The organism is Formosa sp. A9, from assembly GCF_051200825.1.
Classification (GTDB): Bacteria; Bacteroidota; Bacteroidia; order Flavobacteriales; family Flavobacteriaceae; genus Formosa.
Genome location: NZ_CP195158.1, coordinates 3479882 through 3503531, shown reverse-complemented (window position 1 = coordinate 3503531; position 23650 = coordinate 3479882). Strand labels below are relative to the sequence as shown.

General features: G+C 35.9%; 18 protein-coding genes. 15 read left to right on the top strand and 3 right to left on the bottom strand.

All coding sequences use genetic code 11. The features are described 5' to 3' along the window. Nucleotides 1-64 precede the first annotated feature (64 nt). The 3 genes from ACR9EA_RS15390 to ACR9EA_RS15380 form a co-directional block, all read right to left on the bottom strand. Nucleotides 65-1666: a T9SS type A sorting domain-containing protein gene (locus ACR9EA_RS15390; protein ID WP_435134998.1), complete on the bottom strand. Its 1602-nt coding sequence runs from the start codon at nt 1664-1666 to the stop codon at nt 65-67. 2 nt (nt 1667-1668) lie between these two features. Then, nucleotides 1669-1800: a hypothetical protein gene (locus ACR9EA_RS15385; protein ID WP_435134995.1), complete on the bottom strand. Its 132-nt coding sequence runs from the start codon at nt 1798-1800 to the stop codon at nt 1669-1671. A gap of 166 nt (nt 1801-1966) precedes the next feature. Then, complete coding sequence (locus ACR9EA_RS15380; RefSeq protein WP_435134993.1) at nt 1967-3535, bottom strand: tetratricopeptide repeat protein; 1569 nt, start codon at nt 3533-3535, stop codon at nt 1967-1969. Between the two features lie 179 nt (nt 3536-3714). On the opposite strand from ACR9EA_RS15380, the gene ACR9EA_RS15375 reads away from it, so the two are divergent. From ACR9EA_RS15375 to ACR9EA_RS15305, 15 genes are all read left to right on the top strand, one after another. Continuing rightward, a complete protein-coding gene (locus tag ACR9EA_RS15375) occupies nt 3715-5991 on the top strand; it encodes an NADP-dependent malic enzyme (RefSeq protein ID WP_435134991.1) in 2277 nt (758 codons plus the stop codon). A gap of 73 nt (nt 5992-6064) precedes the next feature. Beyond that, on the top strand, nt 6065-6646 hold the full coding sequence (gene ruvA, locus ACR9EA_RS15370; protein WP_435134989.1) for a Holliday junction branch migration protein RuvA: 582 nt from the start codon (nt 6065-6067) through the stop codon (nt 6644-6646). Nucleotides 6647-6652: 6 nt separating this feature from the next. Next, a complete protein-coding gene (gene sprA / locus ACR9EA_RS15365) occupies nt 6653-13849 on the top strand; it encodes a cell surface protein SprA (protein ID WP_435134987.1) in 7197 nt (2398 codons plus the stop codon). Between the two features lie 66 nt (nt 13850-13915). After that, the gene (gcvH, locus tag ACR9EA_RS15360; RefSeq protein WP_435134985.1) at nt 13916-14296 is read left to right on the top strand and encodes a glycine cleavage system protein GcvH; all 381 of its coding nucleotides are present in this window, start codon (nt 13916-13918) and stop codon (nt 14294-14296) included. Further along, entirely contained in the window at nt 14289-14669 is a 381-nt protein-coding gene (locus tag ACR9EA_RS15355; RefSeq protein WP_435134984.1) for a VanZ family protein, read from the top strand. The genes gcvH and ACR9EA_RS15355 overlap by 8 nt, the downstream gene beginning before the upstream one ends. Before the next feature lie 57 nt (nt 14670-14726). Further along, complete coding sequence (locus tag ACR9EA_RS15350; RefSeq protein ID WP_435134982.1) at nt 14727-15446, top strand: energy transducer TonB; 720 nt, start codon at nt 14727-14729, stop codon at nt 15444-15446. 117 nt (nt 15447-15563) lie between these two features. Then, nucleotides 15564-16361: an energy transducer TonB gene (locus ACR9EA_RS15345; RefSeq protein WP_435134979.1), complete on the top strand. Its 798-nt coding sequence runs from the start codon at nt 15564-15566 to the stop codon at nt 16359-16361. A 114-nt stretch (nt 16362-16475) separates the two neighbouring features. Further along, nucleotides 16476-18566 (top strand): gliding motility protein RemB, encoded by a 2091-nt coding sequence (locus ACR9EA_RS15340; RefSeq protein WP_435134977.1) that lies wholly within the window; start codon nt 16476-16478, stop codon nt 18564-18566. A 62-nt stretch (nt 18567-18628) separates the two neighbouring features. Next, nucleotides 18629-19522, top strand: coding sequence for a heme o synthase (gene cyoE / locus ACR9EA_RS15335; RefSeq protein WP_435134976.1), 894 nt, complete (start codon nt 18629-18631; stop codon nt 19520-19522). A gap of 3 nt (nt 19523-19525) precedes the next feature. Next, nucleotides 19526-20107 (top strand): cytochrome c oxidase subunit 3, encoded by a 582-nt coding sequence (locus ACR9EA_RS15330; protein WP_435134974.1) that lies wholly within the window; start codon nt 19526-19528, stop codon nt 20105-20107. 44 nt (nt 20108-20151) lie between these two features. Beyond that, entirely contained in the window at nt 20152-21135 is a 984-nt protein-coding gene (locus ACR9EA_RS15325) for a cytochrome c oxidase subunit 3 (RefSeq protein WP_435134972.1), read from the top strand. A gap of 27 nt (nt 21136-21162) precedes the next feature. Further along, nucleotides 21163-21543, top strand: coding sequence for a cytochrome C oxidase subunit IV family protein (locus tag ACR9EA_RS15320; protein ID WP_435134970.1), 381 nt, complete (start codon nt 21163-21165; stop codon nt 21541-21543). Nucleotides 21544-21664: 121 nt separating this feature from the next. Then, nucleotides 21665-22384, top strand: a complete 720-nt coding sequence (locus tag ACR9EA_RS15315; RefSeq protein WP_435134968.1) for a hypothetical protein — start codon at nt 21665-21667, stop codon at nt 22382-22384. Further along, on the top strand, nt 22374-23120 hold the full coding sequence (locus tag ACR9EA_RS15310) for an SCO family protein (RefSeq protein WP_435134966.1): 747 nt from the start codon (nt 22374-22376) through the stop codon (nt 23118-23120). Before ACR9EA_RS15315 ends, ACR9EA_RS15310 begins: the two co-directional genes overlap by 11 nt. Beyond that, nucleotides 23113-23649, top strand: a complete 537-nt coding sequence (locus ACR9EA_RS15305) for a DUF420 domain-containing protein (RefSeq protein ID WP_435134964.1) — start codon at nt 23113-23115, stop codon at nt 23647-23649. Before ACR9EA_RS15310 ends, ACR9EA_RS15305 begins: the two co-directional genes overlap by 8 nt. Nucleotide 23650: the final 1 nt, after the last annotated feature.

Genomic DNA, 23650 nt, shown 5'->3' with positions numbered 1-23650 from the left:
TTTGAGATAGCCCCTTATCGTAGTTTACTGTTTAAGGTAAATTTGGGGGATTTAGTAATTAGGGTTATTGTTTTATAATTTTAATACAAGCGGTTTGTCCGTTAGTTTGCGACAGATTAACTAAATACAAACCAGAATTCCAATGTTGAGAATCTATGGTAATTAAAGTTGTATTTAAATTAGAGTTGCTGTAAACCTGCTTACCTAGCATATTAAAAACAGTTATATTTTTAATAGCGTTAGTGCTTTTGATTGACAATTCGTTTTGAATAGGGTTTTTAAAACGAATGTTGTTTGTAGTTGAAACATCATCTACAGATAAGGTTTGGGCAACATAATTTTGGGCAAAAAGTTGAGGCTTATTGTTTTCTTTAGCTTCAATAAAAATATTTACAAATTCGTTGTCTTTAATTTTAAGAAAAGAATAGCTGCCTTTCGATGCAGAAAATGTAGCAAGTGGTTTGGTTTCTTCTGGCCAAGCATAATCACCTTTATCGTCTAATAGCGCAATATTGGTTTCGTATTCCGAAGCAATTAAAAGCATTGGGTTGCCATTATATAATTGTAACTCGCCTACAGCTAAAATAGCAGGGGAGCTGTATGGCACAATTTGCTTCGCTTGGTCTCCTAAAAGGCGTGCTCCTGTGTTTTTATCGAATTTCTGCACATAGGTTGCAACATATTGTTGGTTAGTAGTTGTAAATGGTGCTACCGCCCAAAAATGGTCTGCACCAGAATCGAAAGCTAATTTTACATCTTTTTCGTAAAAGCTTAACTGTGTAGAAAAATCGCTACCATTTATACCCCAAGGTAAAGTGCCATCTGGATTTATACGTTGTACATAGGCTTGAAAGCTGTTGCCTTGTGCCAATTTATACGATACATATACTTGGTCTCCATCTTGAAACCCATAATGTGGAATATTATAATAATCGTTATAGCTAGAATTGAAAAGCTGAGTCATCTTATTCCATAATGGTGTGCCATTTGCATCATAACGTTGCGCATATAGTACAGACGACGTATCGCTACCTGCATTATTACGTTTACTGTAAATAACCATAACACTTCCATCAGACATTTCAAACATATAGCTTACAACATGTAGATTGTGTGTAACTGGGCTAGTCCAAACGGTATCGCCTTTACCAGTGTATTTTTGGAGTACACTATCGCTATTTTCGTTTATAGAGGCAACTAAAATATCGCCACTGGTTAAAGGCAGTGTTTCTACTTTATAAGCATGACCAATATTTAGATTGGTATCCCATAAACTGTTACCGTCTTTATCAAAAATAAAAACTAGACCATCTCTACTATTCGTAGCGGTTACGCTTAGGTATAAATTACTTGCACTATCTATAGCAAAATCACTAACCGTAATGTACGATAGCATGTCTATATTATCGCTAACCAATTTACCGTTATCTCCAAATTTTTTATTGCCAGCAGCATCTATTTTCTGCAAGCGCAACTCGTAGTATTTTGGAGCAGGAACATTTACCCAAAACATGGTGTAAATATTGCCTTCGGCATCGGAAACAGAATATTGGCTGGCCGCTTCACCAGAAGCCAAAAGTGTATTTTCGGCAGTGTTAGTACTCCATTGTGCTTGCATAGCATAACTAAAAATGAAACAAGCTATTAAAAGTGTAATTTTTTTCATATTTATTTTGATTTAGGATTAGTCTTTTTGTCTATTTTTTCAATGATTTTTTTTAAGGCTTCTTTTTTTATTTCACTATCTTCTAGAAGTTCCTCCAGCGTTTTTTGTTTGTTGTTATTTGGTTTTGAATTCATAACAAAGCGTGTTAAAGCAGCGCTGTAAAACTATAAAGGTTTTTAGCTGGTATAAAAAAATGAAGCCATTCTAAAACACTCAAACGGGTTTTTTAGACATTACAAAAGCACTCAAAATAAATTAACATTTTGATTTTTAGTAAGTTAAACTAATCCTGTATTTTGTTTAAGACAGTGAGTTTAAATACGTAGAAAGGTTTATTTTTTCGTTGGTAAGGTCTAGTTTTTTGCGTAATCGCGTTCTAGCATTTTCTACAGATTTGAAGCTTTGACCTGTAATTTGGGAAATTTCTTTAGAAGTTAAATCCAAATATAAAAGCGCACATAGCCTGCGGTCTTTTGGTGTTAAATCGGGGTGTTTATCGCTTAAGTTAACGTAAAAGTCTTTGTGTACAGATTCAAAACTGACTTCGAATTCTTTCCAGATATCTGTATTCAAATCTAATTGTAAGCGTTTTAAAATAAAATCTATAGCTTGTTGGGTTTCTCGTTTTACCGCCTTTAGTTTTATTTGTTTTAAATCTTTTAAAATGCCATTAACAATGTCTGTTCTGTGCATTTCGGTCATTGCTTTACCTATAAGTGCTTTATTTTTGGCTTCTAAAGTTTGTTTAAGTTCTTGTTGTTTACTTTCTAGTAATTCTTGTTCTAGCTTATTTTGGGTTATTTTATTTCGGTATTTAATTAGTAAAATAAACAAGATAAGTATGCCCGCTACCAGACTTAATCCAATAAGAATGTAGGTGATATTTCTTTTTTCGGTTTCGAGCTTCTGTATTTTTTCACGTGTTCTGTATTCTTGTTCTAGTTTTAAGCGTTCTACATTTACGGCTTTTTCTTCAATATTTAAACTGTCTCGAATGGTGTTAAACGACTCGAAGTATGTTGTGGCTTTTTTGTAGTTACCTTGGTTTAAGTGCGCTTTGTACAATGTGCTAATAGCATGTTGCTTGGTAAACGAATACGGAATATCTTGCTCTAAGTCCAATGTTTTTTGAGCATAAAAAATAGCCGAATCGTTTTGTTTTTTGTCTAAAAAATATTCAGAGAGTATCTGGTAAACAAAACTTTTAGCTTTAGTGTTGTTTTTAGGGATATTTTTTTGTGCCAGTTTAAAGAAAGTATATGCTTGTACGGAATCTTTTTTAATCGAGTATGCGCGGCCCAAATTGGTATAAATATGTGCATTTACTGCAGAGTCGCCCAAATTTTGTGAAATAGCATAAGCTTTATTGTAGTAATTTAAGGACGAATCTATATTTTTCTCTAAAAATAAGGTGCCTATATTATTTAAGATTTGTGATAATCGTAACGGATTGTTTTGTTTAGTTTGAAAGTCGTAAACCGATTTAAAATGCTCTAAAGCTTTTTCTTCATTATTTAAACGGGCATAAATAATAGCTAGATTGTTTTCGGCTTTTGCAAGGGCTTCTTCGTTATGTTCTTCGGCATATAAATTATAAGCTTTTTGGTAATATTCCAGGGTTACATCAAAAACATCCTTATCATAATAGATGTTTGCAAAAGCATAGTAAATAGAAGCAAGCTCATGGTTAGGTTGTTTTAAACCTTTGGCTTCTTTTTCTGCTAATTCCAGATAGGTAATTGCTCTTTCAAAATCTGTATTATTAAGGTTGTTAGCAATGCGTATGCACAAATCTATTTTTTCCGAAGGCAGATTTGTTATGTTAAGGCTATCTATCATTTGGTCTATAACCTCCTGGCTATAGCTCAAAGATCCTAAGCATAAACATAAAATAAGGAATAACCGATGCAACATACTACAGAGATAGGGTTTAAAGATATAAATTCTAAATGTATTACCTAATCCTCTTTTTTAAAATCAAGTTTTTAAAATTGTTAGCCTTTATATTATAGGATTGTTACATTTGTAAGTCATTAATAATACAATTTATGAGTAAGCAAAGCAAAAGACGAGAAGCTCTAGTATATCACGCCAAACCTAAACCAGGAAAAATAGAAGTTGTACCAACCAAAAAATATGCTACACAAAGAGATTTAGCATTAGCTTACTCTCCTGGAGTAGCCGAGCCTTGTTTGGAAATTGCAAAAAATACAGAAAACGTTTATAAGTATACCGCTAAAGGCAATCTAGTGGCTGTTATTTCTAACGGAACAGCAGTTTTAGGTTTAGGAAATATAGGACCCGAAGCGGGAAAACCTGTAATGGAAGGCAAGGGGCTGTTATTTAAAATCTTTGCAGATATAGATGTATTCGATATTGAAGTAGATACAGAAAACGTTGAAGAATTTATACAAACAGTAAAAAAAATATCCCCAACTTTTGGAGGTATTAATTTAGAAGATATTAAAGCCCCGGAAGCATTCGAAATAGAACGTCGATTAAAGGAAGAACTAGACATTCCTGTTATGCACGACGATCAGCATGGTACGGCTATTATCTCGGCAGCGGCGTTAATAAATGCCTTAGAATTGGCCGAAAAAAATATTGAAGAGGTACAAATAGTAATTAGTGGCGCTGGTGCAGCAGCCATTTCCTGTTCGCGTTTATACCAAGCCTTTGGTGCCAAGCGCGAAAATATGGTTATGTTAGATAGTAAAGGTGTTATTCGCGACGATCGTGAAAACCTAACTGCCGAAAAAGCCGAGTTTGCTACTCATAAGCTGATAGATACTTTAGAAGAAGCCATGGTTAATGCCGATGTGTTTATAGGCTTATCTATGGCCGATGTTGTTACCCCAGACATGTTAATTAGTATGTCGGCAAACCCTATCGTATTTGCTATGGCCAACCCTAATCCGGAAATCGATTATCAATTAGCTATCGATACCCGAGACGATATTATTATGGCAACTGGACGCAGCGACCATCCTAACCAAGTAAATAATGTATTAGGGTTTCCTTTTATTTTTAGAGGTGCCTTAGACGTTCGCGCAACCAAAATTAACGAAGCTATGAAAATGGCTGCGGTTGTAGCGCTTGCTAAATTAGCAAAAGAGCCTGTGCCAGAACAGGTAAATATCGCTTATGGCGAAACCCGATTAACTTTTGGTAAAGATTATATTATTCCGAAACCATTCGATCCGCGTTTAATTGCCGAAGTGCCTCCTGCAGTAGCTAAAGCGGCTATGGAAAGTGGCGTAGCTAAAGACCCAATTACAGATTGGGCGAAGTACGAAAACGAATTGTTAGAGCGTTTGGGCTCAGATAATAAGTTATTGAAGTTGCTTATTAATAGGGCAAAAATGAATCCAAAGCGTGTGGTATTTGCCGAAGCCGATAAATTGGATGTGTTAAAGGCAGCTCAAATTGCATACGACGAAGGTATTGCGATTCCGATTTTATTAGGACGAAGAGAAGCCATTGAAGCTTTAATGGAAGAATTGGAATTTGATGCCGATGTAGAAATTATAGACCCGAAATCCGATCAGGAAGTCGCACGTAAAAACCGCTATGCAAAAGTGTATTGGGAGCAACGTAAACGTCGCGGCGTTACCATGTATTCGGCTCAAAGCTTAATGCGCGAGCGTAATTATTTTGCAGCCATGATGGTTAATGAAGGCGATGCCGATGCCTTAATTTCTGGATATTCTAGAGCCTATCCTACAGTTGTAAGACCTATTTTAGAACTTATAGGCTTGGCAAAAGGCGCTACACGATTGGCAACTACAAACTTAATGATGACCCAACGCGGACCTATGTTTTTAAGTGATACAGCCATAAATGTAGATCCTTCGGCAAAAGATTTAGCGACCATAACAAAAATGACTGCGACTGCCGTAAAAATGTTTGGGTTAGAACCTGTAATTGCCATGACATCGTATTCTAATTTCGGATCGTCTAACAATCCAAATGCATCAAAAATACGGGAAGCTGTAAGTATCTTACACCGCCAAATGCCAGAGTTAGTTGTAGATGGAGAAGTGCAAACAGATTTTGCTTTAAACAGCGATATGCTTCAGGAAATATTTCCATTTTCAAAATTAGCTGGTAGAAAGGTGAATACTTTAATTTTTCCAAATTTAGATGCAGCAAACATCACCTATAAATTGTTAAAAGAATTAAACAAGGCAGATTCTATTGGGCCTATTATGTTAGGCTTACGCAAACCAGCTCATATATTACAGTTAGGCGCAAGTGTAGACGAAATTGTAAACATGACAGCTATAGCGGTAGTTGATGCGCAAACCAAAGAAAAACGTGATTAAGAACCGGTTGAATTTGAGTGGTTTATAATGCAAATAATTTTATTACATTTGAAGCCTTAACAAACCAAGTCAAATGATTTCACATATTCAGGGGAAATTGGTAGAAAAGAACCCAACCCATGTTGTAATAGACTGTAATGGGGTGGGCTATTTCTTAAACATTTCGCTGCATACATATTCTCAAATTCCAGATCAGGAACATTTAAAATTATACACCCAACTTTTAGTAAAAGAAGACTCCCATACTTTGTATGGGTTTTCTTCTGTTGCAGAGCGCGATATGTTTAGATTGTTAATTTCGGTTAGTGGTATTGGTGCTGGTACAGCCCGAACCATGTTGTCGTCTTTAACACCAAAACAAGTTCGCGAAGGTATAGCCGCGGGCGATGTAGCTTTAATTCAATCTATAAAAGGAATAGGCGCTAAAACGGCACAGCGTGTTATCATCGATTTAAAAGATAAAGTGCTTAAGATTTACGATATCGACGAAGTTTCTTTGTCTGTAAACAATACCAACAAAGAAGAAGCGTTATCTGCATTAGAAGTTCTTGGTTTTGTCAAAAAACCAGCAGAACGTGTGGTCGATAAAATTATTGCAGCGCAACCAGATGCCACAGTAGAAACCATTATAAAACTAGCTTTAAAAAATTTATAATAGATTTTGAATACAACCAATACGAATGCTTTTAATAGTACTATAAAACGTTATGTAGTATGCTTTTTACTATTTTTTGTTACGGTTGCAGGCTTTGCTCAGGTAGTGCCAACTACAGAGCAGGATAGTGTAAAAACAGGGCATACTTTGGGGCGTATACATATGCCAAACCCGAATAGTATAGTCTCTAAATATACTTACGATGCCTTTACAGATCGCTATATTTATACAGAATCTGTAGGCGATTTTAATATTAATTATCCTATAATATTAACTCCGTCAGAATACGAAGAATTAGTAAAAGCTGAAGGCGTAAAATCGTATTACAAACAGAAAATTGATGCTTTCGAAGGGAAAAAGAAAGGCACCGAAGATGGTCAAAAAAATCTTTTACCCGAATTTTATGTCAACTCTGGTTTTTTCGAATCTATTTTTGGAGGTAATACAATAGAGGTAATTCCGCAGGGATCGGTAGAGATGGATCTTGGGGTATTATTTTCTAAACAAGATAATCCCGCATTTTCGCCAAGAAACAGAAGTAATTTTAGTTTCGATTTCGATCAGCGCATCAGTTTAAGTTTATTAGGTAAGGTAGGTACTCGATTACAGGTAAATGCCAATTACGATACCCAATCGACTTTCGATTTTCAAAATATTATAAAATTAGAATACACACCTACCGAAGACGACATCATCCAGAAGATAGAAGTTGGTAACGTTAGTATGCCTTTAAACAGTTCGCTTATAACAGGAGCACAAAGTTTATTTGGTGTAAAAACACAATTACAATTTGGAAGAACCACAGTAACTGGAATTTTTTCCGAGCAGAAATCCGAAACTAGAACGGTAGTAGCCCAAGGTGGCGGAACGCTAGAAGAGTTTGAACTTTTTGCCAGAGATTACGACGAAAACAGACACTTTTTTTTAGCTCAATACTTTAGAGAACATTACGACGAAGCTTTAGCGAATTATCCGTTTATAAATACCAATGTACAGATTACCCGTATTGAAGCATGGATTACAAACCGAAGCAATAGTACCGAAAATGTAAGGAATATTGTAGCGTTTCAAGATTTGGGAGAATCTAATCCAGAATTAATTGGTTCTGATGTAAATGTATTTGCAGGACCTAATGCCTTTCCAGATAACCCAAATAACGCCTACGATCCTACAAATATAGGTGGGGCAGGTTCTCAGTTAACAAATTCGGTTAGAGACATTGCTACGGTGCAAACAGGTATTTTAGTGCCAGGAACCGCAGAAGGTCAAGATTACGGTAAATTAGAAAACGCCAGAAAATTAATTCAAGGTAGCGAGTATACCTACAATACGCAATTAGGGTACATCTCGTTAAACCAGCGTTTAACAAACGACGAAATTTTAGCCGTTGCTTTTCAATACACCGTTGGTGGGAATGTGTATCAAGTAGGGGAATTTGCAAATGATGGAGTAGATGCTACGGGAGTAGATAATAGTAACGATACGCAGCAAGTTACTAATAATAACTTGGTGTTAAAATTATTAAAAAGCCCGATTACAAATGTTAATCAGCCTATTTGGAAGCTGATGATGAAAAACATTTACGATACTGGAGCGTATCAATTAACACAAGAAGATTTTAAATTAAATATATTTTATACCGAAGCGTCGCCTTTAAATTATATTTCGCCAGTAGGAGGAGATTTTGGTACAACGTTTAATGGACAGCCTATTCAGGAAGTCCCGTTATTGCGTTTATTCAATTTCGATAAATTGAATTATAACGGTGATCCGCAAGCTAACGGAGACGGTTTTTTCGATTTTGTAAGAAACATAACCGTGATTCCCGAAAACGGTAAAATCATTTTCACAAAAGCAGAACCTTTTGGAGAATATTTATTCGATATATTAGATATACAATCCGAAAATGCAGATTACGAGGTTCCTAGTAGTTATAACCCGAACCAACAAAAATATGTATTCAACGAACTGTATAGCGTAACGAAGACCAAGGCTTTAGATTATGCCGAAAAAAATAAGTTTCAATTAAAAGGACGATATAAATCTACAGGTGGCGATGGCATACCAATAGGTGCTTTTAATGTGCCAAGAGGTTCGGTTACGGTTACTGCTGGCGGACGTGTGTTGGTAGAAGGTATAGATTATACCGTAAACTATCAGTTAGGTCAGGTGCAAATTTTAGACGAAGCTTTAAAAGCATCCAATACACCAATACAGGTTTCGACCGAAAATAATGCCGTTTTTGGTCAGCAAACCAAACGTTTTATGGGGGTGAATGTAGAACATCAGTTTAGCGATAAATTTGTTTTAGGAGCTACGTTTTTAAACCTTCATGAACGCCCGATTACCCAGAAAGCCAATTATAGTACCGAGCCTATTAATAACAGTATTTTCGGGTTTAACGGAAACTATTCAACCGAAGTCCCATTTTTAACCCGTTTGGTAAATAAATTACCAAATATAGATACCGATGTGCCTTCTAATGTTTCGGTAAGAGGTGAGTTTGCGTATTTAAAACCAGGAGCGCCGAAAGGCACCGATTTTAATGGCGAAGCGACAGCTTATGTAGATGATTTTGAAGGTTCGCAAAATGCTATCGAACTAAAATCGCAGCAATCTTGGTTTTTGTCGAGTAGACCTTTAGGTTTGGGTGTACCGTCAAATCCAAACGAAGATCAAAATGGTATACAAAACGGATACCAAAGAGCAATGCTTAACTGGTACCAGATCGATCCTATATTTTATTCGAGTCAGCGGCCTTCAGAAATTTCAGATAACGAGATGTCGGGCTTGTATACCAGCCGGGTGTTTATTCAAGAATTATTCCCAAATCAAGGCATCGCGCAGGGGCAATCTACCATTTTAAATACTCTCGATTTGGTGTATTATCCAGAAGAGCGTGGGCCGTACAACTTCGATCCCACTGTAGCAAATGGCACCATTTCAGATCCAGAAAACAGTTGGGCAGGTATTACGAGAGCTTTAACGTCTACAGATTTTGAACAAGCGAATGTGGAATATATCGAATTCTGGCTGCAAGACCCGTTTCAAGAAAACGAGAGTAATCCAGGAGGAAAGTTGGTATTTAACTTAGGGAATATTTCGGAAGATGTTTTAAAAGATGGTAGAAAGCAATACGAGAATGGATTGCCGAGAGATGGTAATTCGTCGTTACTCCCTACAACAGATTGGGGTACAGTAGTGCCGCAAAACCAATCGTTAGTGTATGCATTCGATAGCCAGGGGCAGGAGCGTACCAATCAGGATGTTGGTTACGACGGGTATAACGATGAGGAAGAAGCATTGGCTTTTGGTTCTAATTTTGGACCCGATCCCGCAAACGATAACTATACCTATTTTTTAAATACTAGCGGAGGCATTTTCGATCGTTATAAGCAGTATAACGGAGTAGATGGAAACTCGCCAGAAACTTTTACCGATACCAATCGTGGTTCTACAACCCAACCCGATGTAGAAGACATTAACCGCGATAACACTATGAATACCATAGACAGTTATTACGAATACGAATTGGAATTAACCCGACAAAATTTACCGCTTAATCCATCCGATTTAAGTAATATTCCAAATTCAAACCCATTAAAAGAATATATTAAGGATATAAAAGTAGAGCCAAGACAATTGCCTAACGGGCAGTCTACAAATGTAAGATGGTACCAAATTCGTATTCCTGTTCAAGGTGCCAATGCCAAAGCTGTAAATGGTATAACCGATTTAAGATCGGTGCGTTTTGCTCGTATGTATGTTAAAGACTTTACAGAACAAACTGTGTTTCGTTTTGGTACTCTAGATTTAGTGCGTAGTGATTGGAGACGTTATACTTTGGCTTTAGATAAGAATGATGGTACGCCAGACGACCCGCAAACAGAATTTTCGGTGGGTATTATTGGTACTATCGAAAATAATGGGATTTACCAATCTCCTCCAGATGTAGAACCAGAAGAGTTGTATAACAACAACACGGTAATACAACAAAACGAACAATCGTTAGTTGTAAATGTTTGTGGGTTGGAGCCAGAAGACTCTAGAGCAGTTTACAAGAACATTAGTATAGACATGAGGCAGTACAAACGTTTACGAATGTTTATACATGCCGAAGAAGAAGGCGTTTTAGGGTTAAGAGATTATTCTGTAGCATTCATAAGAATGGGTAACGATTTAACCCAAAACTACTATCAAATCGAAATTCCGTTGAAGCCTAGCGAAGGCACTTCAAGAGCAGCACTATGGCCAGATGAGAATGAAATTAATCTGCCTTTGGAGTTACTGCAGGAAATTAAATCTAAAGGGTTGAATGATATGACCCTAACAAATGAAGATCCTGTTTTCTATGATGTTGTAGAAGGAGAATTGGAGAGTGTAGATGATCCTTACAGTGGTTACGAATTAAGGCAACATCGTATAGGGATTAAAGGAAATCCAAATTTTGGAGATATCAGAACCTTAATGTTAGGGGTTAAAAACGCATCGGGTATAGAGTCTTGTGGCGAATACTGGTTTAACGAACTGCGTTTGTCTGATATGGATAACGAAGGCGGTTGGGCAGCCGTTGTAAGTATGGACTCTAACATAGCCGATTTTGCTAACGTAAGTGCTACAGGTAGACAAAGTACGTCTGGTTTCGGTACTATAGAACAAGGGCCAAGCGAACGCAGTTTAGAAGATGTTCAGCAGTACGATATGGTAACCAACGTAAACGTTGGGCAGTTACTACCAAAGACCTGGGGCGTGCAAATTCCGTTTAATTATGGTGTAAGCGAAGAAACCATTACGCCTAAATACGATGAGTATTATCGTGATATAAAACTCGACCAGCAATTAGAAAATGCAACCAATAAAGATTCGGTATTAAAAGTTAACGAAAATTATACCAAGCGTAAGAGTATTAATTTTATTGGTGTTAGAAAAATTAGAACCAACGAAGCTAAGCCTCATTTTTACGATGTCGAAAACTTCACCCTAAATTATTCGTACAATAAAGTAGAACATCGTGATTTCGAAATTGAAAATTCTATTGATAAAACGGTGCGTTTAGGAGCGAATTATGCTTATAATTTTACACCAAAAACTATAGAGCCGTTTAAGAAAAACGATTCGTTGTTTACTGGTAAATATTGGAAAATTTTAAAAGATTTTAATTTCAACTATCTACCAACAACGTTTACGGTAAGTTCTAGCATTTTAAGAAATTACAACAAACAAAAGTTTAGAGAGGTAGAATTGGGTGCTGGTAATATAGAAATTGAAGAATTGTTTAGACGTAACTATACCTTCGATTTCCAGTATAATTTCAGTTATAATGTTACGCGAGCGCTTCAGTTAAACTTTACAGCTTCAAATAATAATATTGTAAGAAATTATTTTGTAGATAATATTATTAATGGCGAGCAAGACCCAACTTTAGATGTTTGGGATGGCTTTTTAGATGTCGGCGATCCTAACGTGCAATATCAGCAGTTGGGCATAAACTACGAACTGCCATTATATAAAATACCAACGCTAAGTTTTCTTCAGGCCTCTTATTCTTACACAGGAGATTTTCAGTGGCAAAAAGGCTCCGATTTATACGGCGATTTATCTATAGACGGACAGACTTACGATTTAGGAAACAGCATACAAAATGCCAATACGCATACTTTAAACTCGTCTATGGACATGACTAAGTTATACAAGTATTTAGGATTGGTAAAAAAACCAGCGCGACGTTCGGCTCCGCAACCAACACCGCGATCTGGTTTAGATCAAGGGCAAGCCAATGCGCAACCAGCACCAAAGGCTAAGAAAAACACACTGTTAAATGCCGGTATAGATTTAATAACTATGGTAAAACGGGTTCAGGTTAATTATCAAGAAAGTAACGGAACTTATTTGCCAGGGTATTTAGAAACGCCAGGGTTTGTTGGTACAGTTAAGCCAACATTTGGATATACTATAGGTAGCCAACGCGACATACGGTATTTGGCGGCTAGAAATAATTGGTTAACAACGTACCAAAGTTTTAACGAGCAGTATACCGAAAACCACAATAAGCAGTTAGACATTTCTGCAAACCTAGAGCCTGTTAGCGATTTAAAAATAGACCTTATTTTTAATAGGTTGTATTCCGAAACCTTAACCGAGAATTTTTATGTAGATCAGCAGGATTTAGAATATCAAAGTCTAACCCCAAATACGTATGGTAACTTTAATATTTCTACAGTATTATTAAAAACAGCGTTTGGTAGAAGTGATGAAACCAGTTCAGAGGCTTTCGACGAGTTTAGATCAAACCGATTAACAGTTTCTCGCCGTTTAGCTCAACGCGCAGGTGTAGATATGACCAATCCAGACAATTTCGAAAATGGAGACACTAATAGCTATCCGTTAGGATTCGGTAAAACGAGTCAACGCGTGTTATTACCAGCATTTTTAGCGGCTTACCAAGGGCAAGATGCCGGCGGCGTAAGTTTAAGTGCTTTTAGAGACACACCATTACCGAACTGGGATTTAAAATATACTGGTTTTATGAAAATGGCTTGGTTTAAAAAGAATTTTAAACGCTTCTCTATTGGCCACGGGTATCGCTCATCATACACTATTAACCAATTCCGAACCAATTTAGATTATAATGTGGTAGATTTTAGTGTCGATTACGAAGACCAACCAAACGATGTGTTTAATCAATCCGGCGATTATAAAAACGAAAACGTATACAGTAATATTAACTTAACCGAAATGTTTAGTCCGTTAATTCGTTTGGATTTCGAAATGCAAAATTCGGTGAAGATTTTAGCAGAGATTAGAAAAGACAGGCTTTTATCGCTGAGTTTTGATAATAACTTAATGACCGAAATTTTAGGTAACGAATACGTGTTGGGTCTTGGGTATCGTATAAAAGAAGTACGCATGAAATCGAAACTAGCGGGGCCAAATAAAACCATAGTAAGCGATATTAATATGAAAGCCGATATATCGGTACGCGACAATAAAACCATTATTAGATATTTAGATTTAGAAAATAATCAAGTAACGTCGGGACAAACCATTTGGGGATTAAAATACACCGCAGATTATGCGTTTAGTAAAAATTTAACCGCAATTTTTTACTGCGATTATTCCTTCTCGGAGTATGCAATATCTACTGCTTATCCGCAAACCACATTGCGTACAGGTTTAACCTTACGCTATAATTTTGGTAATTAATAAATATCTGTTTGAATTTATAACACGAATAAATACATTTGCTAAATCTAATTTAAAACAAATAGCATGAATATTCCATCAGAATTAAAGTATACAAAAGACCACGAGTGGGTAAGAATTGAAGGCGATGTTGCCACTGTAGGTATTACAGATTTTGCGCAAAGTGAACTAGGAGATATCGTTTATGTAGAAGTGGAAACTGTAGACGAAACCTTAGACGTAGAAGAAGTATTTGGTACTGTCGAAGCTGTAAAAACAGTTTCAGATTTATTTTTACCATTATCTGGAGAGATTATCGAGTTTAACGAAAGATTGGAAGACGAACCAGAAGTGGTAAACAACGACCCTTATAGAGATGGGTGGATGATTAAAATTAAATTCTCTAACCCAACAGAAGTAGACGCATTGTTATCTGCCGACGATTATAAAGCCTTGGTAGGTGCTTAAACAAAGATTGGCTATACCGGCTGCGTTATGCTATTCTCTAGTTCTATTAACCTTAAGTTTAGTAAATTTAGGAGACATTACACATGACGCGCCAAAAAATAGCGATAAAATCTTTCATTTTTTGGCATACTGTTTGTTGCTGTTAGTGTGGTATTTAGGTGCATTTTGGGGGTTAAATTGGCCCAAACGCAAAGCCTTAATGTCTGCAGCTCTGTTTTCGGTAGCTTTTGGGTTTTTAATAGAAATTCTACAAGGTACTTTAACAGAAACAAGACAATTCGATATGTTAGATGTTTTAGCTAATACTTCAGGTATAATTTTAACCCTCTTAGTATTAGTGTTCAAACAAAAAACTAATCACAAAAAAATATAATCGTTTGCTTTTTTGCCAAATAATTGGTTATTTTAGCAATCCTGAAAACAATATATTATGGAACCTAAGAAAAATCCTAAAGCAAATGTTAGCCGTAACAGTGCTTTATACTTTGCAATTGGTTTAGCGTTAATGTTAGCCTTAACTAATTTTGCAATTAATTTTAAAACATACGATAAGGAAGCTATCGATATTGGTATGGTAAGTATGGATGAGGAAATGGATGAAGAAATTCCAATTACTCAGCAATTACAAACACCGCCACCACCACCGCCACCACCTGCAGCACCAGAAGTGATTGAGGTTGTTGAAGATGAGGTAGAGGTAGAGGAAACCGTAATCGAATCTACAGAAACAAGTCAAGAAGAAGAAATTGTAGAAGTAGAAGAAGTACAAGTAGAAGAGGTTGAAGAAGATGTAGAGGTTCCATTCTCAATCATCGAAAATGTGCCAGTATTCCCAGGTTGTGAAAAAGGAAGCAATGCTGAAAAGAAAAAATGTATGTCGGATAAGATTACTAAATTTGTAAGTAAAAACTTCGATACAGATTTAGCTGGCGAATTAGGGTTATCAGGAAGACAGCGTATAAACGTAATCTTTAAAATAGACAAAAGTGGTAATGTAACAGGCGTTCGTGCTAGAGCACCACACCCAAAATTAGAGCAGGAAGCTGCTCGTGTAATTAATAAATTACCACAAATGAAACCAGGTATGCAGCGAGGTAAAGCGGTAATTGTACCGTATTCTTTACCAATTGTATTCCAAGTACAGGATTAAATATCATATTCAGTTTATATAAAAACCCGATACTTTTTAGTATCGGGTTTTTTTGTGATTAATTTCGGCATGTTTATTGGTGTTTTAATAAAATATTAACATTTAAACAGTTTTATTATGAAGAAAACCATTAAACCTTTAGAGAGTGTTGTGTTAAACACTGGTGATGCTAGTAAACAACGCAAAGCGAACAAGGTAAAGCAGAATGCCTTTATTTATTTTCAGTTAGGATTAATACTGTGCTTGCTGTTGGCTTACGCGTTGCTAGAAGCTCAGTTTAAGAATCCGGCCGATTCGCTAGATACTTTTGTGTATAACGATACCAGCCTGAAAGAAGAGCCAATAACGAGGACGTTCGAAATTTATAAAGAGCCCGTGGCCGAACCAATACAGAAGCAAACAAAATCTAAAGTGTTAACCAGTACACCTAAAATTGTATCGAACGATACGCCAGAACCTACGGATTTTAAAGACGTTTTTACAGAGCCAAAACCTTCTAATACCTTAAATGTATCGGATATTGTTTTGGATGATAAACCAGAAGATATGGATGAGATTTATAATATGATGGGAGTAGAGGTTGTTCCTGTTTACCCCGGATGCGAATCGTTTAAAACCAATCAAGACAGAAAATCTTGCATGTCCGATAAACTAGCTAAACTTATCCAGCGTAAATTTAATACAGGTATAAATGAAGATCAAGGATTGCATGGGGTGCAACGTATTCATGTGCAGTTTAAAATAAATGCTAATGGTGAGGTTACCGATGTTATGGCTCGCGCCCCAAATACCGATTTGGAGCAAGAAGCTGTTCGCGTGTTAGAGCAAATTCCTGTAATGACTCCTGGAAAACAACGCGATAAACCTGTTAGTGTTATGTATACCATGCCAATAATTTTTAAAGTCCAAGAGTAAATTATAGTATTCATTTGTTATTTGGCCGTTAGATTTTAAACCTAACGGCTTTTTTATTTATGTGTACTTAAAAAATAGTATCTTTCAACACTAAATTAACTACTGCTATTTTTCATGAAGACATGTATTGCAATACTATTGCTTTTTCAATCTGTAATAACTTTAGCCCAAGATCCTTTATATTTTCAAAAACCACCTGTTTTCGAAACTTGCAACACCGTAAACGACACCTTATTGCAGTCGTGTTTCGATACAACCGTATATAAAATTATAAATGATAATTTTATAGTGCCTGACACATTAACGGCTAAGGCATTTACAGGTGAAGTTGTATTACTTTTTGAAGTAGATCCGTCAGGTAATTTTAAATATATTTATGCTGACGCCATGTACGAGTCGTTAAAAACCGAAGCCAAGCGTGTGTTGACTTTATTTCCAAAAGTAACACCTGCAACTTATAATGGCACGCCGCATTTTAAACAGTATTCGGTAACCATACCTATTCCGCTTCAACCGTATCAATCTAAAGCCGGACTTAACGAGGTTGAATCTATAAACGAGTCAGTAGTGTCAAACGAAATAGATAGTATTAGTAAGTCGCTAAAACATCGCACTAAAAAACAGTTTAAAAGCACTTTAAATATTCCGTTTTCCCATAGTTATTATTCAAAATTCGATCAGAGTGTCAATCAAATAGGGCAAAATTCGCATACGGCGTCAAAACCATTGTTGTATGAAGATGTGGTTAAGTATTACGATTTTGAAGCAGAAGATAAAAAGTTGCAGAAAGATAAAACGTCGTGGTTTGGAAGAAAGTTATGGAATGAACATTTGGTAGAAATTGAAGGTGATGATTATTGGTTTTTATTCGATCCTATTTTAGATTTACAAGTAGGTAAAGATACCGAAGCCGATTTTGGAGCCACTTATAACAACACGCGAGGTATCCTTATTCAAGGTGGATTGGGAAAGCATTTTACATTTTCTACCGCTTTTTACGAAAGTCAAGGTCGTTTTGCACAATATTTTAATGATTATGCCGAGAGTATCGCTGCTTGGGGTCCAGATCCTGCCATTATTCCAGGGCGCGGTATAGCCAAACGTTATAAAACCGATGCTTACGATTATCCTGTGGCCGATGCGTATATGTCGTATTCGCCAGTAAAATTTGCTAACATTCAATTTGGTTATGGTAAAAACTTTATAGGCGATGGTTATCGCTCGTTGTTAGTTAGCGACGTAGCTAGCCCGTCACCATATTTAAAGCTTAATGTTAATTTCTGGAAAATTAAATATACCAGTAGTTGGTTTTGGTTAAAAGACGTCCGGCCAGAAGTTACGGTAGATAAAACGTATTTAACAAAATACATGGCGAATCATTATTTGAGCTGGAATGTGAGTAAACGGTTAAATATTGGCTTGTTCGAATCGGTGTTGTGGACCAATACAAACGATAGAGGTTTTGATGTCAATTATTTAAATCCGTTAATATTTTTACGTGCTATCGAATTTCAAACAGGCCAGGGTGCGGGGAATGCTGTATTAGGATTTACTTCTAAATATAAATTGAATAACAGTATGAATTTGTATGGTCAATTTATTTTAGACGAATTTTCGCTAAGCGATGTTACAGGAGGCGATAAAAGTTGGAAGAATAAATTTGGATTTCAGTTAGGTTATAAATATTACAACGCATTTGCTATTAAAAATTTACTGCTTCAGGCCGAATACAATCAGGTGCGGCCTTATACCTATTCGCATAATACCATAGTGTTAAATTATGGGCATAATAACCAATCTATGGCGCATTTATGGGGCGCGAATTTTAGAGAGTTCATTTTAATAGGGCGTTACAATTACGAACGTTGGTTTGCTGATGCCAAACTTATTTTAGGAGTACGTGGTTTAGATTTTAACACCGAAACCGATACTTATAGTTATGGAGGCGATATTTATAGGGATTATAATGATAGACCTTACGATACAGGAGTTAAAATTGGGCAAGGCATTAAAACAAAAACGGTAAATGCCGAAATTCAGGCAGGCTATCTTGTAAATCCAGCTACAAATTTAAAAGTATTCGGCAATATAAGTTATCGTAACTTTAATCCTGATGCTACAACGGCAACCACTTTTAAAAACCATACAGTATGGTTTAATATTGGTTTGCGTAGCGACCTATTTAATTGGTATTTTGATTTGTAGAATTAACTTTTCAAAGTATCTTTGCACACGCAAAAATATTAATGCGATAAGTTATCGATACATTGAGTACTACACAAACGTCCGTTACTGCACACTCTGTTATTTCAGATTTTAAAGAGATTACCAAAATGCGCTTGTCTTTAAGCGTGGTGTTTTCGTCGCTGGCTGGTTATTTGTTAGGTGTCGATACGGTAAATTTTAAAGTACTTTTATTATTGGCTTTTGGAGGCTATTTTATGGTGGGAGCATCCAATGCTTTTAATCAAATTATAGAAAGAGATTTAGATGCCCTAATGAATAGAACTAAAAACAGACCTATTCCTGCGGGCCGAATGTCTGTAAATACCGCTTTTATTATAGCTGCTGTTTTTACCGTTTTAGGAGTTGCTGTATTGTATATTATCAATCCGCAGACCGCCATGTTTGGTGCGATTTCTATTTTTTTATACACTAGCGCTTATACCCCTTTAAAAACCAAAACACCGTTATCGGTTTTTGTTGGTGCCATTCCGGGGGCAATTCCTTTTATGTTAGGTTGGGTAGCAGCAACTAACGACTTTGGAATAGAACCAGGTACGCTGTTTATGCTTCAGTTTTTTTGGCAATTCCCACATTTTTGGGCTATAGGTTGGTTTTTATACGATGATTATAAACGAGGTGGATTTTTTATGCTTCCTACAGGAAAGCAAGATCGCGGCACTGCGGTGCAAGTAATTATGTATACTGTGTGGACGATACTAGTGTCTGTGGTTCCAGCTTTTGGATTTACAGGGCGTTTGTATTTAACACCAATAGCCGCTATAATTGTATTCTTGTGCGGTTTGGTGATGTTGTATTATGCAATTCAATTATTTAAAAAAATGACAACAGTAGCAGCGAGACAGTTAATGTTGGCAAGCGTGTTGTATATTACTCTAATACAAATTATTTATGTATTGGATAAATTCTTAAGATAAGAGATGGATTTAACACAAGGAACTTTAGAAGAAAAAAGAGCAAGAGCAAAAAAGGTAATGCTTTGGTTTGGTATCATTTCTTTAATTATGACTTTCGCCGGGTGGACCAGTGCTTTTATAGTAAGTAGTTCTAGACCAGATTGGTTGTCCGATTTTGTAATTCCTACAGCATTTATTATCAGTACTGTGCTAATAATTGTGAGCAGTGTTACTTTATTTTTGGCCAAAAAGGCATTACAGAAAGGAAACAGACAAGCTACAACTGTACTACTATTGGTAACATTTGGTTTAGGCGTTGCCTTTGTATATAACCAATTTGTAGGTTTTAGCGAGATAATACAAGCAGGATACAATTTTACAGGGCCAACAAGTAACATCACCATGTCTTATGTATATGTAATTGCCTTAATGCATGTACTGCATGTTGTTGTTGGTTTAATTTGCTTGCTGGTAGTAATTTATAATCATTTTAAACATAAATATAACGCAACTAAAATGCTTGGTTTTGAACTGGCTTCAACCTTCTGGCATTTTGTAGATGTACTGTGGGTGTACCTCTTTTTGTTTTTATATTTCTTTAGATAAAATATTTGATTATTTTTGCCTAACATTTAAACTAAACACTTAATATGAGTACTACAGTTGCAAATACTGGAACCGAGGTAAAAACTTGGGGTGGTGGAAACGAACCATTGCGTGCAAGCTACGGTAAAATGATGATGTGGTTTTTTATCGTATCAGATGCTTTAACTTTTTCAGGCTTTATTGCAGCCTACGGATTTTCGAGATTTAAATTTATAGAAACTTGGCCTATTGCCGACGAAGTGTTTACGCACGTTCCGTTTCTTCATGGTCAAGAATTACCAATGATATATGTGGCCTTCATGACCTTTGTCTTAATTATGTCGTCGGTAACTATGGTATTAGCTGTAGATGCAGGACATCATTTAAACAAGAAAAAGGTAACATGGTACATGTTTTTTACCATTATAGGTGGTATTATTTTCGTAGGATCTCAAGCTTGGGAATGGGCAACATTCATTAAAGGCGATTACGGTGCTGTGCAAACACGTTCTGGTAACCTATTACAGTTTGTAGATGCAGAAGGACATCGTGTAGCTATTAGAGATTTCGCTGTTGCCGATAGCCATGCCGAAAGAACACAACATGAGCGTAAAAGCGGATTATGGTTTGTAAACGAAGGCACTTTGCCAACTTATACCGTAGATGAAGTGGTTAAAGGTTTAGAAGCTAACGAAGATATTTTAGTAAGAACAGAATTGTTAGACGAAAACGGACATAAAACCGTATTGTCTAGAAGCGAGTCTATACAACAGTTAAAAAACAACGGAAAGCTAGTGGTTGAAGGTGCGAATCTTCACGTAAACGAATATGGCGCTCCTATCTTTGCCGATTTCTTTTTCTTTATAACAGGATTTCACGGATTTCACGTATTTTCTGGAATTGTATTAAATATCATTATTTTCTTTAATGTAATTTTAGGTACTTACGAAAGAAGAGGTAGCTACGAAATGGTAGAAAAAGTTGGTTTATACTGGCACTTTGTAGATTTAGTTTGGGTATTTGTATTCACATTCTTCTACTTAGTATAATTTTTAAGATTTAATTCAAAAAGTAAAATGGCACACGAGCATAAATTAGAAATATTTAGAGGCGCATTAAAATTTAAATCCAATATTCAAAAAATTTGGGGCGTATTAATTTTCTTGTCAATTATAACAGCAATAGAAGTAATTCTTGGTATATACAAGCCAGAATTTTTAATGGGCTACGTTTTGGGCATGAAAGCTTTAAACTGGATTTTCATTATTTTAACCATTGTTAAAGCATATTATATTGCTTGGGATTTTATGCACTTACGTGACGAATTACCAGGTTTAAGACGCGCCATTGTTTGGACAGGTGTTTTTCTAATATGTTACCTTGTATTTATCTTGTTACAAGAAGGTGGTTACGTGCACGATGTATATTCTTCTGGTTTTATAACACACGATTTTTAGTCTTAAAAGACTCCTAGTGTTAAAACAATATATTAAGACGGTTTTTTAAACCGTCTTTTTTATTTTTGCACCACAATATAAACGCGTTAAGCCTAAGTAAAATGTCGTTTCTTTAAGCTATATGGATTTAAAAAAAATTAAGAGATACGCAGTATTAATCATACTGTTTTTTTTACCGGTTACGTTTTTATTGCTGCTCTATCCCGCCAAGCACAATTACAATACTTTAGATGTTTTAGATGAAGGCGTGCAAGAATTAGGGGCTTTTGGAACCGTGGATAATGAAAAGGTAAAATTACAAGATCATTTAACGGTATTAGGTTTTTTTGGAGCACAACCTATGGAGCAACTTACAGGGGCTTCTAATTTAAAGGAACTGATTTACGATAAGTTTAAAGGATTTAAAACGTTTCAGGTAGTAATTGTGTTGCCAGAATCTGCCAAGCAGGAAGCCTTGACGTTAAGGCGTGAATTAATGAAATACGAAACGCTTGACTATTGGCATTTTGTGTTTGGAAATGCTACCAATATAAACGCGGTTTATAATAGTTTAAAAGCAGAAGATGGGCTTGCAGACGATTTATCTACCAATGCCGTTTTTATTATAGATAAAGAACTCAACTTGCGTGGCCGATTAGATGACAGAAGCGATAACGAGTTGGCAAAACAACAAGCGGCTTACGAAAAACGTAGCTATGACATCATTAAAGTAGCCGATTTAAAAAATAAAATGAGCGAAGATGTAAGAATACTTTTTACCGAATACCGCCAAAAGCGAAAAGGTAATTTCGATTCATCATCTAGACGAGAAAACGATTTAAAAGGAAGTTATGAGCAGTAAATCTAATTATTCTTATGTAGGTATTGCCTTTATTATTTTGGTGTTTGGTATTATTTTCATCCCTAAAATAGTAGACCGTATAAAAAATAACGACATTACCAGAAGTGATAGAATGAGTAATGTGCCAGATAATAATTTCACATCTACCGAAAAACTTGCTTTTTTAGAGATTAACGGTGCACCAAAGCAAGTGCCGGAGTTCCGTTTTACAAATCAGAATGGTGAAATAATTACAAATAAAGATTACGAAGATAAGGTGTATGTTATAGAATTCTTTTTTACAACATGCCCAACAATTTGCCCAATAATGAATCAAAATCTGGTGCAGCTTCAAGATCATTTTAAAGGCATTGACAATTTTGGTGTGGCATCGTTTACAATCAATCCCAGTCACGATACGCCAGAAGTCTTAAAATCGTATGCCAACGATTATAAAATTACTAACCCGAATTGGAATTTATTAACAGGAGATCGCGACGCTATCTATAGTTTAGCAAACACAGGTTTTAACCTCTATACTGCTCAAGACGACAATGTGGCTGGTGGTTTCGAGCATTCTGGAAATTTTGCGCTAATCGATAAAAAAGGATTTATTCGTTCTAGAACAGACGCGTATGGTAATCCTAAAATTTATTATCGCGGTACCATTTCCGAAGCAGATAAATTTAGTGAAGATGGCGAAGCCGAAGAAATTAGCATGCTTAAAGAAGACATAAAAAAACTTTTAAATGAATAATACTGTAGATCTTGCCAAAGCCCAGAAGTATAACAAATGGATTGTTGTGCTATCTATTGCCATTCCGGTGGCTGTAGCCATTTTATTTGGTGTTAAGCTGCCCAATGTGGAGCCTTTAAGTTTTTTGCCGCCTATTTATGCTTGTATAAATGCGCTAACAGCATTGGTTTTAATTTTGGCCTTTAATGCCATTCGAAAAAAGAATGTAAAACGCCACGAGCTACTTATTAAGTTTGCTATGGTTTTGTCATCTTTGTTTTTAGTAATGTATGTGGCATATCATATGACTAGCGATTCTACTAAATTTGGAGGCGAAGGCATTATAAAATATGCGTATTACTTTATTTTAATAACACACATTATACTTTCTATAATAGTTATTCCGTTTGTACTTATAACTTATGTGCGAGGTATAACCAACGATGTGGTTAAACACCGTAAAATAGCAAAAATTACATTTCCGTTGTGGTTATATGTGGCTGTTACAGGGGTTTTGGTGTATATCTTAATTTCTCCTTATTACGCTTAGC